The sequence below is a fragment of the Afipia massiliensis genome (genome assembly GCF_001006325.2).
In the GTDB taxonomy this organism is placed as follows: domain Bacteria; phylum Pseudomonadota; class Alphaproteobacteria; order Rhizobiales; family Xanthobacteraceae; genus Afipia; species Afipia massiliensis_A.
In genome coordinates, this window is sequence record NZ_LBIA02000001.1 from 1,720,851 (window position 1) to 1,742,488 (window position 21,638).

A 21,638-nucleotide genomic window follows, 5' to 3' on the forward strand; every position below is an offset into this window, starting at 1 on the left:
CCTTCTAAACGACGTCATCGGTTCGTTTTTTTGACGAATTAACGCTATCCGGCGGCACCCCATGACCATGCTTGCGAAAATCTCCGCCAATGCCGGAAACCGCTCGGCTGGGCTCGCGGGCATCGCGCTGATGCTGCTGGCCGTCTGGCTGTTCTCGTTCGGTGACGCGGTGGGGAAATACATCGTCGCCACCTATTCCGTGGGGCAATTGCTGCTGCTGCGCGGTCTGGGCTCGATGATCCTGCTGTCGCCGCTGATCTGGCGCAACCGGTCGCAGTTTACGCGGATTCGCGGGCCGGGTTTGCAGCTTCTGCGCGTCGTGCTCTCCACGGCCGAAGTCGCCGCATTCTTCGCCGCGTCGATCTACCTGCCGCTCGCCGATATCATCACCTACTATCTGGCGGCGCCGATTTTCGTCACCGCGGGAGCGGCATTTTTCCTTGGGGAGCGGGTTGGCTGGCGAAGATGGGTCGCAATCGCGATCGGTTTCAGCGGCGTGCTGATCGCCCTGCAACCCTCGGCTCAGACGGTGAGCTGGCCAGCGATGATCGCGCTCGGCGGCAGCATGTCGTTTGCCGGGCTAATGCTTGTGACGAGGTCGCTGCGGGATACGCCCGACATCGTGCTGGCGTCGAGCCAGTTTGCGGGCACCATCACCTTCGGCGCGATCATGGCGCCGCTGGGCTGGGTAACGCCGCCGCTGGCGGATCTGGGTCTTTTCCTGCTGGCCGCCTGTATTTCGGTCGGCGCGCTGCTCAGCCTCAACCGCTCCCTGATGCTGGCGCCGGCCAGCGTCGTGGTGCCGTATCAGTATTCGATGATCGTCTGGGCGGTGATCTTCGGATACGTAGCGTTCGGCGACGTGCCCTCCGTTGCTACACTGTTGGGAGCCGCGGTCATTATCGGCGCCGGCTTCTACATTTTCCTGCGCGAGCGCGCTCTTGCGAGCGAAGACCCGGTGGTGGTGCCCCCGCCGGGCTGACGCACATGACGAGTCCACTCAACCCTTCGAGCGGTGTAACGCCGCGATCCTCGACGCTGTCTGGCATTCTGTTCATGCTGGCGGCCATCACGATATTCTCGCTGGTCAATGTCTTCAGCAAGATGATGGTGACGGCTTATCCGCCGGCGCAGCTTTTCTTCATCCGCGGTTTTGCGGCTATTGCGACGTTGCTGCCGTTTCTCGCGCGGGACAATTTTGCGGCGGTACGCAATGTGCCGCGGCCCGGATTGCAGGTGCTGCGAATGGCGCTGTCGGTCGCCGACGGAATGCTGTTCTTTACAGCGATCAAGTACATTCCGCTGGCGGATGCGACGACCTGCTATCTCGCGGCGCCGATCTTTGTCACGGCCTTCTCTGCGATTTTCCTGCGCGAACATGTCGGCTGGCGACGCTGGACGGCGGTGGTCGTCGGTTTCATCGGTGTGCTGATCGCGCTGCGCCCGACCGGCGCGGCTATTTCCTGGCCGGCATTGATCGCGCTGGCCGGATGTCTGTGTCAGTCGGTCTTCATGATCGTGACGCGCTACGTGCGCGGGACGTCGAATTTTTTTCTGGCCATGACTCAGGTCGTGGGCTCGTTCGTCTTTGGTGGAATCGTGTCCGCCTTCATTTTCCTTCCACCGACATGGCTGATTGTCGGCCTGTTGCTCGTCAGCGGCACAGTCAATGTGGTCGCCGTGCTCTGCCTCAATCGCTCGCTGATTCTGGCACCCGCCAGCGTAGTTGCGCCGTTCCAGTACACCATGATCGTGTGGGCCATCGTGCTCGGATTCCTGGCGTTTGGCGATGTGCCGTCGCCGAACACGATGATCGGGGCAGCGATTGTCGCCAGCGCCGGAATCTATATTTTCCTGCGCGAACGAAAGGTGATGCACCGCGAGCCGGAGCCCAATCCACCGACGGTGGTTTGAGGCATCACCGCCGCGTCGAGTTGCTCCAGCTTTTGATCGACGCCCACACGCTGCGCTCCAGCTTGAAGCGGTCGACCGGGGTCGATGATCCAAGCGCCAGGGAGCGGTGCAATTCAACGCCGGTCCACTGGAAGCCGCACTTCTCCAGCACATGACGCGACGCCGGGTTCAGCACCCGCGCTCCGGACAGCAGTTCGTCGATGGCGAATTCCTCGAACGCATAATCGATGACGGCACGCGCGGCCTCCGTCGCATAGCCCTTGCCCCAGTGATCGACACCGAAGCAGTAGCCGAGTTCCGGCGCGTTTTCGTTTCCCCAGCTCACGCCGACAAGCCCGATCGCGGCACGCTCGTGCTCGACCAGGAATACGGTGTCGATGGTGGCGGCGATGGTGGTCACGAAGCTGATCGCATCGTCGACCGTATAGGGATGCGGGACGCGGCGTAAATTAATCGACACGCGCTTGTCGCCGACGACACGCGCAATGGCTTTTACGTCCGCGAGCGTCGGCTGACGCAATACCAGCCGATCGGTCTCGAGGACGACGGCTCTTGATTCCCGCAACGTGGGCGTTGGCTTTTCCAGTAACATGGTCAGGCTCCGTGATGTGCCCGTCCCCAAAACGAGCAAAACAAAAGGGGAGGCCGGTTACCCGTCTCCCCTTCGAGCCTTCCAGTGCTCTGCCGGTTCAACGAGACCCGGCAGACGCGATGTGTCTACCGTTTATTCAGCCGCTTCCGCCGTCGGAATAACCGAGACGAAGGTGCGGCCGTTGGCTTTGGCGCGGAATTCGACTTTGCCTTCGATCTTGGCGAACAGGGTATGATCCGTGCCCATGCCGACGTTAAGGCCGGGATGCCAGGTCGTGCCGCGCTGACGTGCAATGATGTTGCCCGGAATCACGTGCTCGCCGCCGAACGCTTTGACTCCGAGGCGCTTGCCTGCCGAGTCGCGTCCGTTGCGCGATGAACCGCCTGCTTTTTTGTGAGCCATGGCTCCGTCTCCAAAATTCGCTTTAAGCTATAGACCGATTCCTTGACGGAATCATTTCACTTTTCGTCGCTCTTCGCCTTCGGCGCGGCTTTCTTGGCCGCGGTCTTTGGCTTGGCGGCGGCTGTTGACGCTGCCTTCTTGGCCGGAGCCTTCTTGGCGACCTTGGCCGGAGCCTCGTCACCGTCCACCGGAGCGGCTTCGATCTTCTTTTCGCGCTTCGGACGCGGACCCACGGTCGGGGCCTTGCCGTCGGTCAGAATCTCGGTGACGCGGATCACCGTGATTTCATCGCGATAGCCGCGCTTGCGCTTCGAATTCTTGCGGCGGCGCTTCTTGAAGGAAATCACCTTCGGGCCGCGCTTGTGGTCCAGCACTTCGGCGGCCACGGATGCGCCCGAAACGAACGGGAATCCGAGGACCGGCGTGTCGCCGCCAACCACCATTACTTCGCCAAGCTGCACGATCGTTCCGACATCGCCGGCGATCTTGCCAATCTCGAGCACATCATCCGGAACGACGCGGAACTGCCGGCCGCCGGTTTTGATGACTGCGAACATCGTTTTTATCCTTCGTGTTCGATTCCGATGCTCGGATGAATCCGGCCCGGCTTCTTGTTCAGTCGCTATGGGTTCACCGCGATCATCATTTGATCATCGCGAAATCTCTGCGCTATCGGGGCTGCTCTCGTACTGGAGCGGTCCGGCCGATCGCACAAAAACAAACGGCGCGAGAAATTCCCGCGCCGGGTGAGGGGTCTTACATCGGGAAAACGCCATGAGTCAAGAAAAAGCGCCCCAAAAACCGGCCAGAAATAAGGGATTTCGGGTCTTTCGGGGCGTCTCGGACCGCCAGCGGCAAGCTGCCCCGAAACCATCCGGTTCCCCGGTCGTTATACCCCGCAACAGAGGCAAGGGGCATCGGGATATGGCTGAAGACACGCTGACGACCGCCGGTATCGGCAATCATGGGGCGGCACGCCTGCCGTCGGTCGATATCGACAGCTACAATATCGAACTCAAGGATGAAGACGGCTTTCTGGGCGACCGCGCCAGCAAGGGGGCGTTTCAGGATATCCTCGATAAGTGGCGGAAACCATTGAAGAAAAATGGCGATGACCCGCTCGGCGCCAAATCGACGGAAGACATCAGCAAGAAGAGGCTGGATGAGATCCTCGTCGGCGAGGATGTCGAAGCCGCAGCGCTGATCCACAGCGCCATCGAGGAGTTCGCGCAGGAACTTGCTTACGTCACGGGTCGCTTCCTCAAGACCAAGGCCTGGGACAAGACCGAGGCGATCATCGTCGGCGGCGGCTTCCGGCAAAGCCGGATCGGCGAACTGGCGATTGCCCGGGCGGACATCATTCTCAAGGCGGGTGGCGCAAAAGTCAGCCTGATCCCGATCCGGTTTCACCCGGATGAGGCGGCGCTGATCGGCTGCGCGCATCTGGCGCCATCATGGATTTTCGAAGGGCACGACAGCATCATCGCTGTCGATATCGGCGGCACCAACATTCGCTGTGGTGTGGTCGAAACCCGCCAAAAGAAGACGCCTGATTTGTCGAAGGCGTCGGTCTGGAAATCCGAACTCTGGCGTCATGCCGATGACGAGCCGACCCGCGAGGGCGCGGTGAAAAAGCTGGCCGGATTGCTGAAGGGCTTGTTGAAAGAGGCGGAAAATAAAGGCCTCAAGCTTGCACCGTTTATCGGCGTCTCGTGTCCCGGCGCGATAGATGCGGACGGCTCGATTGAAAAAGGCGCGCAGAACCTGCCGGGAAACTGGGAAAGCAGCAAATTCAACCTGCCCGCCAGTCTGATCGAACTGATCCCGAGCATCGGCGATCACGACACCGCGGTGCTGATGCACAATGACGGCGTGGTGCAAGGCTTAAGCGAGATTCCCTTCATGCAGGACTACAAGCGCTGGGGTATCCTCACCATCGGCACCGGGCTCGGCAACGCGCGCTTCACCATGCGCAATCCGAAAGAGAAGAAGAAAGGGTGAGGCGCGAAGCTTGCGGCGGGGGCATGCACGGGTTCGAGGTTTGGTGCCGCGCCCCGGAAGGCTGTCGTGGCCTTGGCGTTTCTGGCGAGCCCAATCCATTCCCTCAAAATGGCACGAAAAGGCTGCCGGTGCCTTGTCTGGACCGGCATCCTCGCATAGAACTCGCCCCGCGACCCGGCGGGAAACCGCCGTTTTGGTACCTGGAGAGGTGGCAGAGTGGTCGAATGCACCGCACTCGAAATGCGGCATAGGTGCAAGCCTATCGGGGGTTCGAATCCCTCCCTCTCCGCCACTCGCTAATGCAACGCGAAAAACCCAATAAAACCGGGCATTTCTCAAACCGTCAGAAAATGACGGTGTAGAACCACGGTGTAGAACCGTGCGGGCCCAAATTGTCATCATTTAGGTGCCGACGGAAGCCAAATCCTCTGCCTTCGAGCAGTAGCATGCTTAGCAATAAAGCAGCCTGACGGGCCAGTATGGTTAACAAGGGTTAACCGTAGAATTCCTTTGGAATTGACCAAACCCCTCATCCCGGCCAATTAATTTCAGGTCGAGCCACGCCTGCGCTGGTTTTCCGGAGCCGTAGGAGCTTCCGGATTAGTCGAATGGATCCCGGTGGCCCGCCACAAGCGGTGTTCCGGGACGGGGCGGCCTTCTACGCATCGAATCTGATGCGGCCTACTCGTCGAAAGGTCCGGAAGCCGGACACGTCCCTCAAAAATCAATGCACGAACCGGCTTCTCGCCTGTAGTTGTCGCGATCCGCCATTGGCGCCCAAATCGCTGGTAGCTGCCTTCTTCGGTCGGGAGTCGGAGAGTGCGCAAACGGACGACGGCGAAAATATGAACAGAGCTCCTCTCATTAGAACGCGCGCGCAGGCCGCCAATTCCAACCGACGCATTGCGCTCGATCACAACTTGGCCGACCGATTGGAGCGTCGTGGTGTTCGCGCCTACAAGGCGGGAGCCCCCGAGTACTATGTCGATCTCGCGACAAAAGGTGAATTCATCGAGTCGCGTGGCCGGCCGTTAGTCAACAGTGCACTGTTCGGTTCGCAGTATATATTGGAGGTCATGCGCCTGCGGCGCGAACTGATTTCATATGAGAGGCAGCACGGGCGCGCTGATAACATCGTCTCAATCACGATCCGACCGCGGCGCGATCTGCACGATCCAGCAACCGGTGAACTGCTTCTCGATCCGCGCGGTAATACTCCCGTCCGCAGCCTGCGACGAGCCCACACACTCACACGAACAGAAATCCAGGGCGCTTTGGAGTACATGCAGAGCGACGGTTGCCAGTGGTTGCGGCCGCTCGTCGTGGGCCGGCATTGGGATCCCCTCGATGGCGGTGCTGCCTTCGATATCCACGCTCATGTTACCGCGCAGATCGACCCAAACCACTCATCTGCCGTTGTTGACTATCTGTACGGCAAATTCGGGAGCGATCGGGTTTGGCTTAGCTGGGTGGAGGAGCCTGGTGTCCGGCGCGACTTAATTGCGACGGCTTGCTACCCGGTAGCTAAGCTCGCGAATCGGGGGTTCAGCGATGTTACCGACAAGCATTTGCGTGAATTTTTTGAGCAGACTACCCGTCTGCGCCGGTTCGATGTCGTGGGTCCTCTTCGCGGTGCGAGGTCAAAGAGATCCAAATCAACCAGCACGGGTCTCGCCGCCGAATTAGCTGCTATTGCCGCAAAGTCGGACGAACTGTTGGACGCGATGAGCGCCGACGAAATTCTGACGCCAGTTGATGAGATCGATGACACCATAGTATCGGCAGAAGCGCAGCGGGACCGCAGCCCGATGGTCTCGCCGTCGGAATCTCGCGCCTTTGGCACGACGGACGGGACCGGCGCCGGTGATACCGCGACAGGCCGATCGCCACGACTGATTTGCTACCAATTCGCCTATATCGGTCAGACTTTGCGCTGGGTAGCACGCGTGGCAGACTATACGGGATGGAATGATCTTGCGTCGCGGTACGACTTGCGCCGCGACATTGCCTACGCGGAGGAACTGGCCGCGCAAGCGGCACACCTCTTGTACTTGACCCCGGTAACTCCCGAATCTTCTACGGACGAATCTACGGTCCTCGAATCTCTGATCAACTACGAGACCTTAAACGAGTGGGACCGTCAGCCGGAGGCCGCGACCCAGGCCTCCAAGTCCGGACACCCGACGGCGGAGCCGCAGAGTCATCAGTCCGCCGGCGGCAAGAGCCAGCCGGAGCCGGAGGCCGCCACCCAGGCCTCCAAGTCCGGACACCCGACGGCGGAGCCGCAGAGTCATCAGTCCGCCGGTGGCAAGAGCCAGCCGGAGCCGGAGGCCGCCACCCAGGCCTCCAAGTCCGGACACCCGACGGCGGAGCCGCAGAGTCATCAGTCCGCCGGTGGCAAGAGCCAGCCGGAGCCGGAGGCCGTCACCCAGGCCTCCAAGTCGAGACACCTGACGGCGCCGCAGATCTTAACTCCCGAATCGGGCGGTATGCCGCGCAGTATGGGATCCGGAAATAACTTAGAGGAGATGATCACAGTGGAGCTGAAAGTGGAGGGTGGCAGCGGTAGCACTACGGCAAGCGTGAAGATCGCGTTGCCACCCTCGCTATTCGCGCATAGGGGATCAGCTAACAGTCTTCCTCCATCTGCTCCCATGTAGAAATTCGCGTCCAAGCGATGTCGACGTCTTGGACGCTTCTAAGCCTTGCCGAAAATTGAGCCGTCTTAAGTCCGAATAATTCAGCGTTGCGAGCGACATTTCGCTGGCGCCGATCACCGCGCAACTTTCGCTCGCGTATCTGATCGTCATCCTCGCGTACACCTCAGGTACACTGTGATCGCGCGGAAGAGATTTTAACTTCCCAATCGACATTTCTCTGACGTCCAGCACAAACATCTGTGGCCACAACCACTTGCGCATGACGCGCGCACGATTCATCGTGATTGCGTGGCCCAAGCGAAGATTAGTGCGGAGAGACAGCAAGCCATGCGCGTCGTGGACACGCAGCTTGAAGGGGCTCCGCCCCGTTGACCCCGGAGGCTAGAACATTGGCGGAGAACGTCATCAAATTCAGAGTGGCCGGGGGCGACAAGCTCCTATTCGCGAAGGCCGCCGCCGATGCCGACATGACGCTCTCGTCATACTTGCGCCGCGCCGGCCGCATGGCCGTGACCGGCCGGATGATGACACGGCCGATGCTCACCGAAGCGGCACACATGCGCCGCCTCGCCAATAGGCTTGCCACGATGGCCGAGAGCAAAGAGGTTGATCCCGAGACACTTGCGGCGTTCGCAAAATCCGTCGCCGGCGAGATTCACGCCATCGCCTCGCGCCGTCTCAATCAGGTTGCGCCATGAACCTGAAATCCAAGCGCGTGAAAGCTCGTGGCCAAGCAGTCCAGCGTCTTATTAATCACCTCACCAATGGCGACGACAACGATGAGGTTGAACTCGTTCGCGGCAATATGGCTGATCTGAAAGATTGGCGGGACGATGCGCTCCGGTTCGGGCGCGAATACAGCGTGCGACATTGGATCGCTTCGCCAGAGCGAGAAATTACGACCGAACAGTTCGATACTTTGATCGGTTGGCTGGCGGCCGAGTTTGGCTTCGATCCAGCCGTCGCGATCGCCTGGAAGCACCGTAAACAGCGAGCGACGCCAGACGGCTGCCCACATTTTCACATTCTTGTGAACGAGGTCGATCCAGCCTCGGCGGGTTCGGTGATGTCGTCCTCGCATGACTATGCCCGGCACCAAAAAATTTCGATAGGGTTATCACTGATGTGGGGCCATCCGGTGACCATCGGTCCGCACTGCAAGTCTGCGGCCGCAGCGCTGAAGGCCGAAGGCTTTGAGGTCCCCGACGAACTCTCTCGGCAGTCTGGCAATCATGGGCAGGGCTTTGATGAGCGTTCCCATCAACGCCTCAAGCGCAGCGGCATTGATCTGCCGCGTATTCGGGTGCTGGTCACCGAAGCTCTTGCTGCCTCGCAAAGCCTTGAGGAGTTCGAGGGCAAGCTCGCTGCGATCGGGCTGCGGTTGGAAGCTGGCCGAAAGGGCGGAATGCCGGTCCTGATAGCGAGCGACGGGGCTACGTTTGTAGGGTCGCTGTCGCGGCTGACGCGTTTCAACAAAGCTGAGCTCAAACAAAGGATGATATTCAATGGCCGATACTCTTCGTCAGCCACCTACCGCGGAGCAGCTCCTCCGGTTTCTGATTCAGCAGATGAAACCGGTCTCGAAGCTGGCAAGCGCGATGGAGGATCCGAACCAGCCCGCAGCCCTCGACACCCTGATCCGGCTGCAGGAGGAAACAGTTCTGGCGGTGGATCGGATACACGAACGCCTGGAGCGGTTGGAATCGCGGTTCAGCCAGCCGCCGCCGCCACGGCGCTGATGCTGCGCATCGGTTGCCATCGGCAACATGTAAGACTCTTGGATCTGCTCTCCATTGCGCGGCGAGCCGCCATGGCTCCGCCAGAGCGCGTCGATTTTGAGTTGCATGAAAGTATCGAAACCGAAACGGCGATCTTAAATCAATCCGACGATCTACCCGAGCCATCTGCTCTTCTGGCGGCGAGGCGCGCTGTCGACAAAGCGACAGGGCGGCTTCGTGAGCTTGAACGTCGATCGTCAGATCTTGATCGGCGGATCGAATGTCTGCCGACGCCAACCATCTGGAATCACTTGATGAGATCGTCGCGTGAAGCGGAAAAAGAGCGGCTTCAAACAAAGTCCGAAGCAATTTTCGCAAAGGTCAGGACGGCTCGATCAGCACTCGCCAGCGCGAAACACGCCCTCGCTACCCAGCAGGCGAAGTTCGCGCAGGAACGCAGCCAGCACAGCGCAGCACTCGCGACACGCCAACAGCAGGCGATGAAGTTCATCAAGATCGGAGAAATCGCGAGAACCCGCCTCGCTCGGAATCCTGAACTTGGGTTTGCCGGCCTCGCCCATGTGCTGCGGCTTGCGGCACTGCCTCGGGCGCGGCACGCCGCCTTGGGCGGTGATGAGCACAGCGAATTTGGTGGCCGGGACGACGTTGTGCTCTATGACGAATGGGGCAAGCCGTACAAAGCCAATCCGCAGGCGTCTTGGTAAGCTTGCTCTCAATTGCCGCAAGCCGCCGTGGACGAGCGGCGCGGCGGGCCATGCGACCCGCCATGGATATCGCAGCGATGAGCGAAACCGCCTGCGTTGAGTCTTTTTTCGATTTGACAGCATGAATCGGATCGCATGGACTTGCGGTTGCAGCCCTTGCCTCGGGCGACGTTCGTGATGGAGCCATTACAGGATCCCGCAAGCTTATCGTCGCAGTCGTTACGGAGTTTCTGCAACTCCAATTTCGGATGGGAATATGCTGTCAAGGGTGCCGGCTGGCTACAAGATCGCGTTCAAGGCAAAGAATGAGGTCCGCTCTATCCTGGAGTTTGTTCCCGAAGGTCAGCCGAGGCGTCGGCGAGGCCACCCATGCGATCCACTTCCAGCTCAGCGCGATGGCGCTCGCGAATGTCGAGGGCAAGTCCCGCGCAGGCAAAAAACAGGATCGCCAACGATACCACCGCGACCCCGAGCGCAAGCCAGCCCGCCGGCGTATTTCGACCGGGTCCGTTTGGTCGGCCGGGACGAAGTCGTGACTTCCAACGCCAGTAAGATCTGAACGCGCTCCGGACATTTGCCTCGACTCGCCAATATGAGGAAACAGTGGCGGGCCTTTCGCTTCTGTGCTCGACGTCCATCGAAATCATAAAGCCACTGATGGAGAGCCCCCGCGACGAAGGTCTACTTATTGCCTGCAAGGGAGCGGGTCTCAGTTGGCAAACCGTTCGCGCCATCCTGGCGTGCAAGTTTCCGCCCGGGGAGATACCGCACAAATCGATGGAAAAGCTTGAAGCAGAGTTTGGAAAGCTGACCAGGCCGAACGCCGAACGCTTGCTGCGGTTTTGGCAAGTGCGACAGGCTGAAGCGCCTAGCAGCCTTGCATAGACCTTATCAGCTTGCCGACCTTAGCACGGATGGAATCGTCATATGGCATATGGAAGCAGAAAGAGCGAGCGGGTCAATTTCGAGCGCGGGATCGATGTCCATATCATGGGCATTGATGGAACGTGGCGCCGGGAATGCACGATGTGCGATGTATCGCAAACCGGCGCCCGCTTGGCCGTCAAGGGCACAACAGAAGGGCTCGATCTGAAAGAATTCTTTCTTCTGCTCTCAGCGACGGGTCTCGCTTACCGGCGATGCGAACTCGTGCGGCTGAGTGGCGATCAAATTGGTGTGCGCTTTGCCCGAGCAGAATCTGCCAAGAACTCGGCAGTTCGCCGATCAGCCGCATCTTTGGTGCGTTTACCGCCGATTGATTCTGATACGAGTTGTTCGAAACCAAAACGCTGAGAGAAACCTTTCTCAAGAAGGGGACTCGCCTCTTCTGCTTGTCCGATTAGGTCCGCTCGCGTCTGCTTGAGGTCAAGTACGAAGAACCACGGCCTGGATGGAATGTCTGTTTTGCACTCGGTATCGGAAACTCGCCAAATTGCGTCCAGCTCCCCGACCTCCCGTTGCAACGGTCTGCTTTAAGCTAACACCTGCGTGGGAAGCTCAAGATGCGCCGATCAGTTGGTGGTCCGTGCCGTAACCTTGGAGTGCGGTGCAGAGCTGTCCAGGAGCGCTTCGAGGTCGTTTGACGGAAGCGGTTTCGAGAAATAGTAGCCCTGCGCGTAGTGGCATCCCATATCCGCGAGTTGCCGGATCTGCCCTTCATGCTCCGTACCTTCGGCGACGACATCGATTTTCAGATTTTCCGCGAGATCGAGAATCGCGCGGATGATCTGTGTCCCTTCGACCGTGATGCCGAGGCCGGTTACGAAAGACCGGTCGATCTTGAGCGTATCGACCGGAAGACGATGCAGATAGTTGAGCGATGAATATCCTGTTCCGAAATCATCGATGCTGATCCGCACGCCGAAGTCGTGCAGCGCCTTGAGAACAAGGATCGTTCGCTCGGGATCGCTGATAGTCACGGTTTCCGTGATCTCCAGCCGGACGCTGCGCGGTTCCAGCCCCGCGCCGGACACAGCGCGCCGGACTTGATCGATGAAATCGGGCTGAATGAACTGGCGCGGCGAAATGTTGATGCTCATGGTGAGCGGCTCGGGCCGAGAGAATTTGGCCTGCAGTTGCGCCAGCAACCGACACGCCTCGCTCAACACCCAGCCGCCGATCAGAACGATCAGCCCGGTGTCCTCGGCGACCCCGATGAAGTCGCCCGGGGGAACGAGATCCCCCGGTCCGCGCTGCCAGCGTATCAGCGATTCAAAGCCGACGATGTCGTGGGTCTCGAGTGAGACGATCGGCTGGTAATGCAGGATGAATTCATTGTTGGCGAGCGCGCGTCTGAGGCTGCCTTCGAGCCTCAATCGCTCGACCGCAATGTCGTGGAGGCCAGTATCGTAGAGCTCGACACGCCCGCGGCCGAGCGATTTTGCGCGGTACATGGCGAGATCGGCATTGCGCAGCAGGGTTTCCGACGATTCTTCCGTGCCGGTGATATTGGTCACGCCGATGCTGGCGCTGGCATAGATTTCCTGGCCACCGATCAGGATCGGCGTTCGGAGCGTTCCGATCAGCAGCTCCCCGATTTGCATCGCCTTGTCCGGACTGTCGAGTTCCTCGAGCAGTACGGTGAATTCGTCGCCTCCAAGCCGGGCGAGCGTATGGGCTACGGAATCCTGCTGCAGAGCGCCATTCAGACGCTGCGCGATCTCGATCAGAAGATCGTCGCCCGCGGCGTGGCCCAAACTGTCGTTGACCAGCTTGAAACGATCGAGATCGATGAACAGAACAGCAAAACATTCACCGGAAATGCGTTTTGCGCGAGCGATCGCACGGTTCACGCGATCACGAAACAAGACCCGGTTCGGCAGGCCGGTCAGACCGTCGTGTGAGGCGTCATGGATCAACCGGTCTTCAGCTTGCTTGCGTTCGATCACGCGGCCGAGCTGGATGCCGATCTGGCCCAGCAGCGTGAGCAGCGCCGCGTCGGGCTCTTGCTCCTTGTAAGAGAAAAACTCCACGACCGCGGCCACATCGCGCCCAACGAGGATCGGAAACGCCATGCCGCTTTTAATGCCGCACGCGGCAACCGCGTCAGCGCGCAGAATATTCCGGTCGATGGCCAGGTGCTGTAGCCAGACCGGTGTTGCCGAGGCGAAGACGCGGCCGGGAAGTCCTTCACCACAAGCGAATGACGTCGCCGTCGTTGCCTGGATCATCGGTTGCAGCGCATCCGTGTCCGTCGCATAACGCACTTGCAGGGGTTCAAGGCGAAGGTCTTCGCTGCTGCGATGGACGATATAGGCTTGACCGAGCGGCCATTCCGTGAACTTGCAGATTTCCTTGATGGCGAGGTCAAACGTGTCCTCAATCGAGGTGCTCTGATTCGAAGCCGCTGCGATGGTCTCCAGCAGTGCTAATTGCTGCTGTTTTTCATAGAGCTCGCGTAGACCCTTCTCAGCGATTGCCTCAGCCTCTAGTCGCGCGGCACGCTCGCGCTGCAGCCGACGCTCAATTCGGAGGATTTGGAGGGCGGGGTCGGCCGCAACCTGTGGCAACATGTGTTGCACTCAGGCAGCCCACTTGATCTCTAGCAAACATTTCTCGTCGCCATTGTGCATGCACTCGCGATGATGAACGTCGGCGTGATCGTGGTAGTGGTCGGCGGCGCCTTCAATGAAACCCTGTGCCAGCATGCACAGCTTGCGCTGCGAATGGTAGGCCATCATCATTGAACCGTTATCGCTTGGTTTGAAATGGAAGAACGGGCACGATGCTCCCGTGTAGAGCTTGCGGACCTCGGGATGGATAATCTTGTTGACGCTGAGAACAAAATCCCGTGAGGACTGATGCGACTCGAACAATGACGGGTAACGCGTGGCCAGCAGCGGCATTGCCGACTGTCCGAACCAGCGCAGGATTTCGCCGGGCGTTTTGCCGAGTACTTCGGCGGAGGTTGTGACCAAGGAGACGAGTTCCTCGTCTGCGTAGTTGCCAAGCGAAGTGTAGGCGCCATCGACGCCGGCCTTGTCGACCAAATCTTCCCAGACATCCTGGCTGAACTGTTGGGTAACGACTTCTTCCAGGACATTGAATATAACACCCTTCATGACTCAACCTCCTGTTGGCGCATGAATTCGCAACACCGGCCGTTCAGCGTAACAGTAGTTGCCTACCAATCCCTTAAGTTAGGTTTCGTGGATAAATGATCGAGTTTGAGCGGCGCAACATCGATGGACCCGTAAGAAACATTCTACGCACCAGTTTACAGCGTTCCAGGTTCGGGGAGAAAATCGCAAAGCTGAGGAAATGCACCAGATCAGCGTAAATCGCACGGTTTGCTTTGTGAGCAGCGGAGAAGCCACCTTCATTTTGCTGATCTGTTTGCGAAGGCGTGTCCAGTTTGCTCGCCGTTTAGTCGCACCAGTTCGCATCGACGATACACAAATCCTGTCGATGACAGCAGCAGGAAGAATTCTTTCAGATCCAATCCCGCAACCGAGCCGTTGACTGTGAGGAGAACGCCACTTCCTGAGACATCCATCATCGCGCATTCACGACGCCAGGTGCCGTCGAAATCCATGATGAGCGTATTACCGCCGCGCTCGGAATCTACGCGCTGGCTCCCCCGATGTTCTTTTCACATTCCACCCCCAGATTGGGGTGCTGGCTCCGCGCTTTAATGCAAAATGCGCGCTCCAAGTCTTTTCGATCTTAATAGGCTGGCGCGAACTTCTGACCAACGCCAAGAGCCGAGCTGAGACGATCAACGACTCCATTGTTAAGCGAATTGGTGAAAATTGGTTAACATCGGCAAGCGCGCACAAGGAATGTCACGCCATCCCATACTTCGCAACTTGGTCTTGCATTTTTCGACCATGCGAATAGCTTCTCTTCATTCGTCACCACAGCGATCTTTTGCGCAATTGGAGTTCGCTAGACATTCTTAGTGGGGGTGAAAATGACCAATATCCGTAGCTTCTCGGTGATCAAGCAATCGTGCGAACCTGTCACGGCGGAAGAGGGTCTTCGCATGATCAAGACCTTCGAGAGCATTGCCCGCAAGAGTGACCGCGACGCCGTGATCGCATTCGCTGAGAGACTGGCACGGCTTGGCAATGAGCCGGTTATCCGCTGACACGGCGATTGATCATTTCCTGGAGTCATCCCCTGATGGAACCGCCGGGCTCAGGCGTGAAGCCAAGCAGCAGCCTGACGCCTCGCCCCTAACAAAGCGGCGCAGGCTAACTCGACACCGACCCGACACTTGAGCGCATCACTTGGGCGAACATCGACGCGCCGGTTGCGCCTCGGCGAGCTTGCAGCGCTGATCGAAAGCGGCGACGTGAGTGAAGATGCGCTGGAGCGGATGGCCGAATTGCTGGGGCAGGTCCATTCTGTGCAGATAGGCCGAGCCTGTCGTCTGCACTGGAATCGACCCTGAGCGCAGTTCTATTGAGAAGCATTAACTGTCCGGCGGTATGCTTTCTGCTAAACTCCAATTTTAGGCAGTTCTTATGTTCAGATTGCCGAATTGCAAAATTTGCGACACGCCAATGTTCTGGTCTTGCGTCGAGCCTTGGAAGGAACGCGACGTAAGAACATATCAGTGCCAAATGTGCCGAAACGTCGAGCAATTTTTGACCCCTCGACAGGCATTGCCACCTCAACGGCCGTCTGAGTAGCGAAGCGGTACGGATGGTCGTTCCCGTGTACCGAAAACCTAAACCCGCACGTAATGGTGATGAAGTCCGCCAAGGATCGGGCGTGAAACGATGATTTCGGTTCGCTGAATCAGGCGAGAGACCGGCGCATCTTTATCTATTGACCGACGAGTGATTATTCAAAAGGCATACAAATTTGTGCCGTCCGCTGAATCGAGATTTCCGCGCTACTTGACCTTCTGAAAAGTCCACATTTTCATGTCCCGCTTGTTGCCCGACGGCGGCGTCACTGTGATGGTCTTCTGTTCGCAAGCGATGATTGTCCCGCCTGGTGTAATGTTGCGTGGAATCGTGTCGATTGCGGGCCGGTTGTCGCCAAACCGACATTCTTCCGCCTGAGCAATGGTCGCAAACACCATAGAGGCGACGATAATAATCGCGCGCATGCAGTGAACTCCCATGAAGTTATGGGAGGCTAAAGCAAGGTTTCTTCCGGGTTCGTGAATCCGATTGTGAGAAACCGAGGGTATTCGACAGCATTGTCGATTGGCTTGCATTTCAGAGGTATCGCGCCGCGTGGCATGGCCAGATCCAGCTAAAGCCGACCAAGCTCGCAAATGTCGGAGCTACGTACCCGCCTCAAACAACTCCACAAATGGGATCTTGAAGGCAGCAGCCAAGGCTTCAAGCGTGGAAAGAGTCGGATTTGCCCGGTTGTTTTCGATCAGGCTAATTGCGGTCTGTTCTAACTTCACCTTGGCCGCCAGTTCGTCCTGCGTCCAACCCTTTTCTTTGCGGAGACGGCGCACATTGCGGCCAAGCGCCTTCGCAGTCTGCGAAGTGCGCGCAGGAAACCGTTTTCCGAATCCAGACCGAGACGCCATAACGCACGGTCTGCTGATGCCTCAAATCTGGTCCATATGATAAATCATATATTTAGGACTGGCGGCCATACTGTCCTTCTTTCAGGAGCAAGCGAGATGGGTCTTTTTCAGATTGAAGGCACGATTACATCAAAGGGCGCGAGCCAGCACGACCATAGTGGCCGGGTGTATTCGTTTATTGAGTTGACTGAGGCCAGCGGACGGCGAGTCAGAGTTGAAACGGTCGGAGTTTCATCAGCGATCGATGTCCATCTTGAACTCGGTGCAACGGGGACATTCTATTTTGACCGCCTGATGGGATTTTTAGCTCCCGGCGCGAAGCATCTTTGGGGTGTCAAATCTAGCAGCGGAGAGGCCTGCTTCGACCCGACCAATGTTCGATTCATTGTCGGGATGCGTCATATGGGCCAGGGTCTGATGCTTTCGCTGTTCATCATTGGACTCCCTCTAGTTGCTTTCTCGATACTCGAGATACTGGGGTCTGCTGGAAGCCGCCTTGCTCGAGAGCAGCTATTCTATGGCTCTACCGGCAATGAGCGGCGTCATGTCCGGGCGCAGGAAGCTGTCCGGATATGAAGTCATTCGTTGGCGTGATTGCGCTCGTGATGTTGGTATCCCCGGTGCTTGCTCAGGGGAGTATCTATACATCGACGCAGGGCACGGCATGCCGTGATATGGGCTCGCAATCTGCGCTCAACATCTGGCGATGTCCGGGACCTGCCGGCTATGCGGTAGAATTTACCGACGAAGGCAACGTTGCTGGCGTGGCCATTGGCCGATCAGCAGATAGGCGAAAATTCGGCCATCCAATAAGCTGGCGGGGAGCCGAGCGGGTGTTCGGAGACAAACTCGAATGGCGTCTTATGAACGGCGTACCTGCAGCGGCAATTTTGCGAATCTGGCGGGTCTCGACCGACAGAGAGGGAACCGACCGCACAGTGCAGGAGCTCTTGGTGATGCGGTTGTCGCCACAGGGCACGTGCCAAGTTCAAGCTGTTGATGTTCGTCAGATCAACGCAAATGAAACTGCGCAGCAGTTAGCAGATACCGGGACGTGTGTAATTTCGGAGCAATTGGACTAGCCATGCACGCGACAAATCGTTTGTCGAGTTGCATGTGTAAGTGCTGGTGCAGCAGCGTAGCCTTTAAGTAACTGAGAGCAGCAGTGGTCCGCGCCGTGGATTATGTCAGCCCACTTGCGGTTTGCTTGTCGAAAGAGAATCACCTCGAAAGGACGCGCTCAGAAGCTAACGGCCCGCCGTCGCGTATTCTGAATCTGAGCCAGGCTTTGTTGCCGTTCGACCTTGTAGTCGAAATAACTGTCTATTCCAGCAAGAAACCGCGATCCGGCGAAATACCATGCAACGGTTGATCCGTCGTCTTCGACCATCCAATCGCCGGCGATATAATGCGGCACACTGTGAAACAGTAAAGTCAGAGAGATCGCCAGTCCTCGCGACAGCAGTGCATTCAACGCCTCCACATCCGCGCCACTTTCCTTGCCGGCTGTCCGTCCGGCATTGACGGCTGCAATGCGCTCCTGAATCTGGAGCGGCGTCAGATGCACATAGTTGGACGTCAACCCATAGACACGTCCGACTTCTTCCCCGAACGGCTCTTTCAGGTCGTCAGGCAGCATTGAGAATTCAAGATTCTGCTTGATCGAAATGCGCTGAGAGGAAAGCTCCTTGTCGAAGCGTTCAAGCTTTGCCTGGATCGTCGAGGCGTAATCCTTTTGCTGGACGAAACAAAGCTTGATCGATGTTTCGATAATAAAGCGTAGCTCCCGTTTTGCCACGCTGATCAAGCCCTCCATGCTCAGTGTCACAATCGAGATTGCCGACTGCAGGAAATCTTGAGCGAGATAGGACAAGAGATGATTGTCGAAATAGGCCGGGTCCCGACGCGTATCCTGGATAATGAAGTTCAGGGCGCCGAGATATGATAATATGATGTCGTTTGTCGTCTTGAGCGGAGAAACCAGATCAGCAGGCAGATCTTCAATCTTTGTCGTCTTCACTGTCAGCCGATCTCTACTTTTTAATGCCTTATCAAATGCCGGTGGCAATCTCGAAATCAATATAGTCCGAAAGGACGGGAATGAGTTTATCCGTCTCGATCGGAGTATAGCCGGGAGATTGGCAGACGATAATGAAATCAAACGGCGTAGCAGCCGCAAATTGGGTGGAAGATATCTTTTGAAAAGGGATTGCCGGCTCCAGGCGATGTGGAAGTTGTCGTAGTCGATCAGGGGACATTGTCTGAATCGCTGCCTCTATGCCCTCAGGAACGAACCTCATCTCGATGACGTTAGTGGCAACATCGAAGTCACGAAAAAAGAACGGCATCAGATCATCCCCGCCCGATGGATGATGAACGTAGATCAGCGACTTGAGCCAGCGACAAGCAAGTACGAATGCGAGGTAATTTGCCGGGGACATTTTAGCATCCCCTTCCCGTAAGATGGCGGCGGGCCGTTGATGGCAGTCCACCCCAAGGAGACGAGAACCAACATCGACCCAAGTGCGATCAAACATCCCCGTGCCCAGATCGGCGTGGGAATCCATGTGGATTAGATCGAACGCCCCGTGCCGTGCTGCCAGCGCCCCAATTATGTCAAAAGCCTCATCGTGATCGACGATGAAACGGCCGGGAATGCGACCGCGACGCGGATTGAACCCACATTTCTCTTCGAGAAAGAGCCGTAACCGCTCCGGACTCCACGCGCCGAGTGTGGACGGCTGTCGATGCCGGCCACAGTCAATATTGTCAAATCGCTCAAGGAAAAGATCGAGATCGATATCGGCTACGGTATAGCGACAACCATATCCTCCCGACGCGACGATCATTTCGGATCCTGGGCCTATGCGGCGACGGCTTGAGCAGGCGACGCAATCAGCATCGTGTAAAATTCATCGGCGATGTCCCGGGCAACATCGGGCAAGAGGTTATCGATTGTCCCAACAAACGACGTTCCGTCAAACATTGCCTTCCCGGGACTATGGCGTGCCAGCGCCTGAAACCTTGCAAACATCTTGCGGACAAGATCGGCGCCCCTGTCTTCTCCGCGATGGGTATCATCTTCTGGATCACGCGATATGCAATCCCAATTCAGCTTCGCGTATCTGGCCCTCAATTCGATGTAGAGGTCAGGAATATTCAGCCACTGGCACGCGTAGAACCAGCGATTGCTCGCGGCCAGATCACCATTTTTGAATTCAGCCCAGGGCCGCAATGGCATTGCCGGCGAACGAATGATGGCAACCAAGGGCGCCCCATCGACAGCAGTGTAGCCGAGCTCCTGCAAACGCGCCGAAAACCTCGCTGGATCAAAGAAGCGCGCGGCGGGATGCTTCGCGACCGGAGTTGCCAAGAGCGAAGCATAGGTTCGAGAACCGAGGCCCGCCGCGAACGCCTCGGTTCGGTGGGTTGGTTTCACATGCGGGAGGGCCGCGCGCATGGACAGTTTCGCGTATTCGATATTGTCGTGTACCAGCAGCAGCAAGGCCAAGGTGATCGTCCTTAGTTCAGGATCGCTGATCGCCGATTACCAAGCGATCCGAAGGAGCGGATCACGATGAAGTCGCAAGCAACTCTCTTTGACCCGGCGACAGGTCTGGCGGAGTGACCAACTTGGAGCCTAGGTGATTCGACTTTGTTTTCACAAGGTCGGCGCACCCCGATTGATATGCTGGCGCCTAACTTGCGTTGTCCGCGCCGGAGCAGCTTTCCAGGAGCGAAGTGATGCGATCGCCAGATCGGTTTTCTTCAGCAAATCTCTTAGCGGGGGACATTCGGGATAGTGCCGGATGAGTGTCGCCTTGACCTCATCGAGGCTCGTAATATGCCGATCCCAGCTCGCAGGGGTCACGCTGAGCGGATCATTCTCGGGAAGTTCGTGATAATAGAGATCGAAGAACACCTGATCTGACAGTTCATCGCGCTTGTATTCACACTGCACCCAGTTATCGAGTTCGCAGCGGGTCGCATCGACGCGCCGTTGAACACCTGCGCGTTCTTCCGTTCCGATCAGGACAGATTTCAGAAGCCGGCCGACCGACTCGTGCCCGTCAATGGGCATGCGAGTCTTCGGACGACGCCGCGGTCCGGTCAGAAACATCTCGTATTCGACCGAGTTATGAGCGCCGCCCCGCTTTCCAATCGGCTTCGCTTCGCGAGACTTCGCCTCGATCTCGGCCGCCTGCCCGGGACTGATGAATGCGGGGGTGATCGGCCGTGACTCTCCGTCCCAGTTAGACACCACGATCGGCGCCTGCGCCTTGGCAAGCCGCGAAATGATGGTCTCAAGGGAGTATCCCTTCGACATATCGGCCAGAAGGAACAGCCACGTCCCATTATCCGGGCGATACATTCCCTTCCATGGCGAGAGCGCCACCGCCCAGCCATAACGCGAGGCCCACGCCTGCTGCTGCGGAGTCACGCTGTTGCTGACGTAAGGTTCATTGGTGCGGATGAATGTTTTGGCCGCCGGGTCGTACCATGCTGCATCATGATCCGAGCCGGGCATCCGGTTCTGAAAGTCCCCTCCCGGGAATGATCGCTTGGCGTTCGAGGGAACGAGTCCAGTCGCCGCGATGAACTGGATTGCCCTTGCGGCTTTACAGGCGGCCTCGCGCGCAAGCTCCTGCGATGACGCCGTGTGCATATCGGTAATATGATCCGGTCCTTCGCGGCGGATCGTCCCCAGGCCTCTTGACGCCCCGTACTGCGCCGGCTTCACCAGTGCATCGAGAGGCTTGCCGAGAGGCATCCTAAGAATCTCGCACCCCGTCGCCTTCGTCGTGCGATCACGCCAAAGAACGGAAATGTAGAGGCTGAGAAGCGACTGCGGCGCAGGATTGCCTCCGCCAATCGCCCGAAGCGCGTGCATGTAGTTTTCGTAGCCAGCCGCGTGCGCGGCCTTGTTCAGGGCAACGGCATGGGCAATGCCGTCGGACTTCTTCAATCGCTTGGCGAGTTGCTTGATACCCTCGATCGACGAGGGACGGATGTGATCGTTCGACACGTCAGGTCTCCCGGCTCTTTGCGAAGTGTCGCCCGTCAACCACCTCTCGAGCCCGACATGACATGACGGGAACGATGGAGCAGGACAGCGCCTCAACGGCT

The 21,638-nt window shown here is 58.1% G+C and carries 23 protein-coding genes and 1 tRNA gene; 12 read left to right on the forward strand and 12 right to left on the reverse strand.

Annotated features, from left to right (window positions below; genetic code table 11):
• Nucleotides 1–61 precede the first annotated feature (61 nt).
• Both YH63_RS08180 and YH63_RS08185 read left to right on the forward strand, forming a co-directional pair.
• Nucleotides 62–982, forward strand: a complete 921-nt coding sequence (locus YH63_RS08180) for a DMT family transporter (protein WP_046828032.1) — start codon at nt 62–64, stop codon at nt 980–982.
• A 5-nt stretch (nt 983–987) separates the two neighbouring features.
• Nucleotides 988–1,914, forward strand: coding sequence for a DMT family transporter (locus tag YH63_RS08185; protein ID WP_046828031.1), 927 nt, complete (start codon nt 988–990; stop codon nt 1,912–1,914).
• A gap of 4 nt (nt 1,915–1,918) precedes the next feature.
• On the opposite strand, the gene YH63_RS08190 is transcribed toward YH63_RS08185, so the two are convergent.
• The 3 genes from YH63_RS08190 to rplU all read right to left on the reverse strand — a co-directional run bounded on the left by YH63_RS08190 (nt 1,919) and on the right by rplU (nt 3,465).
• The gene (locus YH63_RS08190) at nt 1,919–2,506 is read right to left on the reverse strand and encodes a GNAT family N-acetyltransferase (RefSeq protein ID WP_046828030.1); all 588 of its coding nucleotides are present in this window, start codon (nt 2,504–2,506) and stop codon (nt 1,919–1,921) included.
• Nucleotides 2,507–2,638: 132 nt separating this feature from the next.
• A complete protein-coding gene (gene rpmA / locus YH63_RS08195) occupies nt 2,639–2,908 on the reverse strand; it encodes a 50S ribosomal protein L27 (protein ID WP_046828029.1) in 270 nt (89 codons plus the stop codon).
• Nucleotides 2,909–2,964: 56 nt separating this feature from the next.
• Nucleotides 2,965–3,465, reverse strand: coding sequence for a 50S ribosomal protein L21 (rplU, locus tag YH63_RS08200; protein ID WP_046828028.1), 501 nt, complete (start codon nt 3,463–3,465; stop codon nt 2,965–2,967).
• A gap of 367 nt (nt 3,466–3,832) precedes the next feature.
• Here rplU and YH63_RS08205 point away from each other — a divergent pair, with 367 nt between their 5' ends.
• The 7 genes from YH63_RS08205 (at nt 3,833) to YH63_RS08235 (ending at nt 11,305) form a co-directional block, all read left to right on the forward strand.
• Nucleotides 3,833–4,909: an ROK family protein gene (locus YH63_RS08205; protein WP_046828027.1), complete on the forward strand. Its 1,077-nt coding sequence runs from the start codon at nt 3,833–3,835 to the stop codon at nt 4,907–4,909.
• A 202-nt stretch (nt 4,910–5,111) separates the two neighbouring features.
• A tRNA-Ser gene (locus YH63_RS08210) sits at nt 5,112–5,201 on the forward strand.
• 316 nt (nt 5,202–5,517) lie between these two features.
• Nucleotides 5,518–7,569, forward strand: coding sequence for a hypothetical protein (locus YH63_RS08215; RefSeq protein ID WP_205717108.1), 2,052 nt, complete (start codon nt 5,518–5,520; stop codon nt 7,567–7,569).
• A gap of 389 nt (nt 7,570–7,958) precedes the next feature.
• The gene (locus YH63_RS08220; protein WP_137325150.1) at nt 7,959–8,267 is read left to right on the forward strand and encodes a hypothetical protein; all 309 of its coding nucleotides are present in this window, start codon (nt 7,959–7,961) and stop codon (nt 8,265–8,267) included.
• On the forward strand, nt 8,264–10,012 hold the full coding sequence (locus tag YH63_RS08225) for a relaxase/mobilization nuclease domain-containing protein (protein WP_137325151.1): 1,749 nt from the start codon (nt 8,264–8,266) through the stop codon (nt 10,010–10,012). Before YH63_RS08220 ends, YH63_RS08225 begins: the two co-directional genes overlap by 4 nt.
• A gap of 555 nt (nt 10,013–10,567) precedes the next feature.
• Nucleotides 10,568–10,897, forward strand: a complete 330-nt coding sequence (locus tag YH63_RS22005; protein ID WP_083992604.1) for a DUF2336 domain-containing protein — start codon at nt 10,568–10,570, stop codon at nt 10,895–10,897.
• A gap of 42 nt (nt 10,898–10,939) precedes the next feature.
• Nucleotides 10,940–11,305 carry a PilZ domain-containing protein gene (locus YH63_RS08235; protein WP_083992603.1) on the forward strand — a complete coding sequence of 122 codons (366 nt, stop codon included), beginning with the start codon at nt 10,940–10,942 and terminating at the stop codon, nt 11,303–11,305.
• A gap of 218 nt (nt 11,306–11,523) precedes the next feature.
• Here YH63_RS08235 and YH63_RS08240 read toward each other — a convergent pair whose 3' ends face one another.
• The 3 genes from YH63_RS08240 to YH63_RS08250 all read right to left on the reverse strand — a co-directional run bounded on the left by YH63_RS08240 (nt 11,524) and on the right by YH63_RS08250 (nt 14,549).
• Complete coding sequence (locus tag YH63_RS08240; RefSeq protein ID WP_052753839.1) at nt 11,524–13,524, reverse strand: putative bifunctional diguanylate cyclase/phosphodiesterase; 2,001 nt, start codon at nt 13,522–13,524, stop codon at nt 11,524–11,526.
• Between the two features lie 9 nt (nt 13,525–13,533).
• On the reverse strand, nt 13,534–14,073 hold the full coding sequence (locus YH63_RS08245; RefSeq protein WP_046828018.1) for a heme NO-binding domain-containing protein: 540 nt from the start codon (nt 14,071–14,073) through the stop codon (nt 13,534–13,536).
• A gap of 257 nt (nt 14,074–14,330) precedes the next feature.
• Nucleotides 14,331–14,549 (reverse strand): PilZ domain-containing protein, encoded by a 219-nt coding sequence (locus YH63_RS08250; protein ID WP_246658124.1) that lies wholly within the window; start codon nt 14,547–14,549, stop codon nt 14,331–14,333.
• 375 nt (nt 14,550–14,924) lie between these two features.
• On the opposite strand from YH63_RS08250, the gene YH63_RS21600 reads away from it, so the two are divergent.
• Complete coding sequence (locus YH63_RS21600) at nt 14,925–15,101, forward strand: hypothetical protein (RefSeq protein ID WP_170978672.1); 177 nt, start codon at nt 14,925–14,927, stop codon at nt 15,099–15,101.
• A gap of 753 nt (nt 15,102–15,854) precedes the next feature.
• On the opposite strand, the gene YH63_RS08255 is transcribed toward YH63_RS21600, so the two are convergent.
• Both YH63_RS08255 and YH63_RS08260 read right to left on the reverse strand, forming a co-directional pair.
• Nucleotides 15,855–16,073: a hypothetical protein gene (locus YH63_RS08255; RefSeq protein WP_046828017.1), complete on the reverse strand. Its 219-nt coding sequence runs from the start codon at nt 16,071–16,073 to the stop codon at nt 15,855–15,857.
• Between the two features lie 180 nt (nt 16,074–16,253).
• Nucleotides 16,254–16,511, reverse strand: coding sequence for a helix-turn-helix domain-containing protein (locus tag YH63_RS08260; RefSeq protein WP_046828016.1), 258 nt, complete (start codon nt 16,509–16,511; stop codon nt 16,254–16,256).
• Between the two features lie 96 nt (nt 16,512–16,607).
• Here YH63_RS08260 and YH63_RS08265 point away from each other — a divergent pair, with 96 nt between their 5' ends.
• Together YH63_RS08265 and YH63_RS08270 are read left to right on the forward strand one after the other, a co-directional pair.
• Nucleotides 16,608–17,087 (forward strand): hypothetical protein, encoded by a 480-nt coding sequence (locus tag YH63_RS08265; protein ID WP_046829667.1) that lies wholly within the window; start codon nt 16,608–16,610, stop codon nt 17,085–17,087.
• Nucleotides 17,084–17,593: a hypothetical protein gene (locus tag YH63_RS08270; RefSeq protein ID WP_046828015.1), complete on the forward strand. Its 510-nt coding sequence runs from the start codon at nt 17,084–17,086 to the stop codon at nt 17,591–17,593. Before YH63_RS08265 ends, YH63_RS08270 begins: the two co-directional genes overlap by 4 nt.
• Before the next feature lie 158 nt (nt 17,594–17,751).
• On the opposite strand, the gene YH63_RS08275 is transcribed toward YH63_RS08270, so the two are convergent.
• The 4 genes from YH63_RS08275 to YH63_RS08290 form a co-directional block, all read right to left on the reverse strand.
• Nucleotides 17,752–18,531, reverse strand: a complete 780-nt coding sequence (locus YH63_RS08275; protein WP_046828014.1) for a hypothetical protein — start codon at nt 18,529–18,531, stop codon at nt 17,752–17,754.
• Nucleotides 18,532–18,562: 31 nt separating this feature from the next.
• The gene (locus tag YH63_RS08280) at nt 18,563–19,360 is read right to left on the reverse strand and encodes a UPF0489 family protein (RefSeq protein ID WP_046828013.1); all 798 of its coding nucleotides are present in this window, start codon (nt 19,358–19,360) and stop codon (nt 18,563–18,565) included.
• 14 nt (nt 19,361–19,374) lie between these two features.
• Entirely contained in the window at nt 19,375–20,022 is a 648-nt protein-coding gene (locus YH63_RS08285; RefSeq protein ID WP_137325152.1) for a hypothetical protein, read from the reverse strand.
• 150 nt (nt 20,023–20,172) lie between these two features.
• Entirely contained in the window at nt 20,173–21,537 is a 1,365-nt protein-coding gene (locus YH63_RS08290) for a DUF5623 domain-containing protein (protein ID WP_246658026.1), read from the reverse strand.
• Nucleotides 21,538–21,638: the final 101 nt, after the last annotated feature.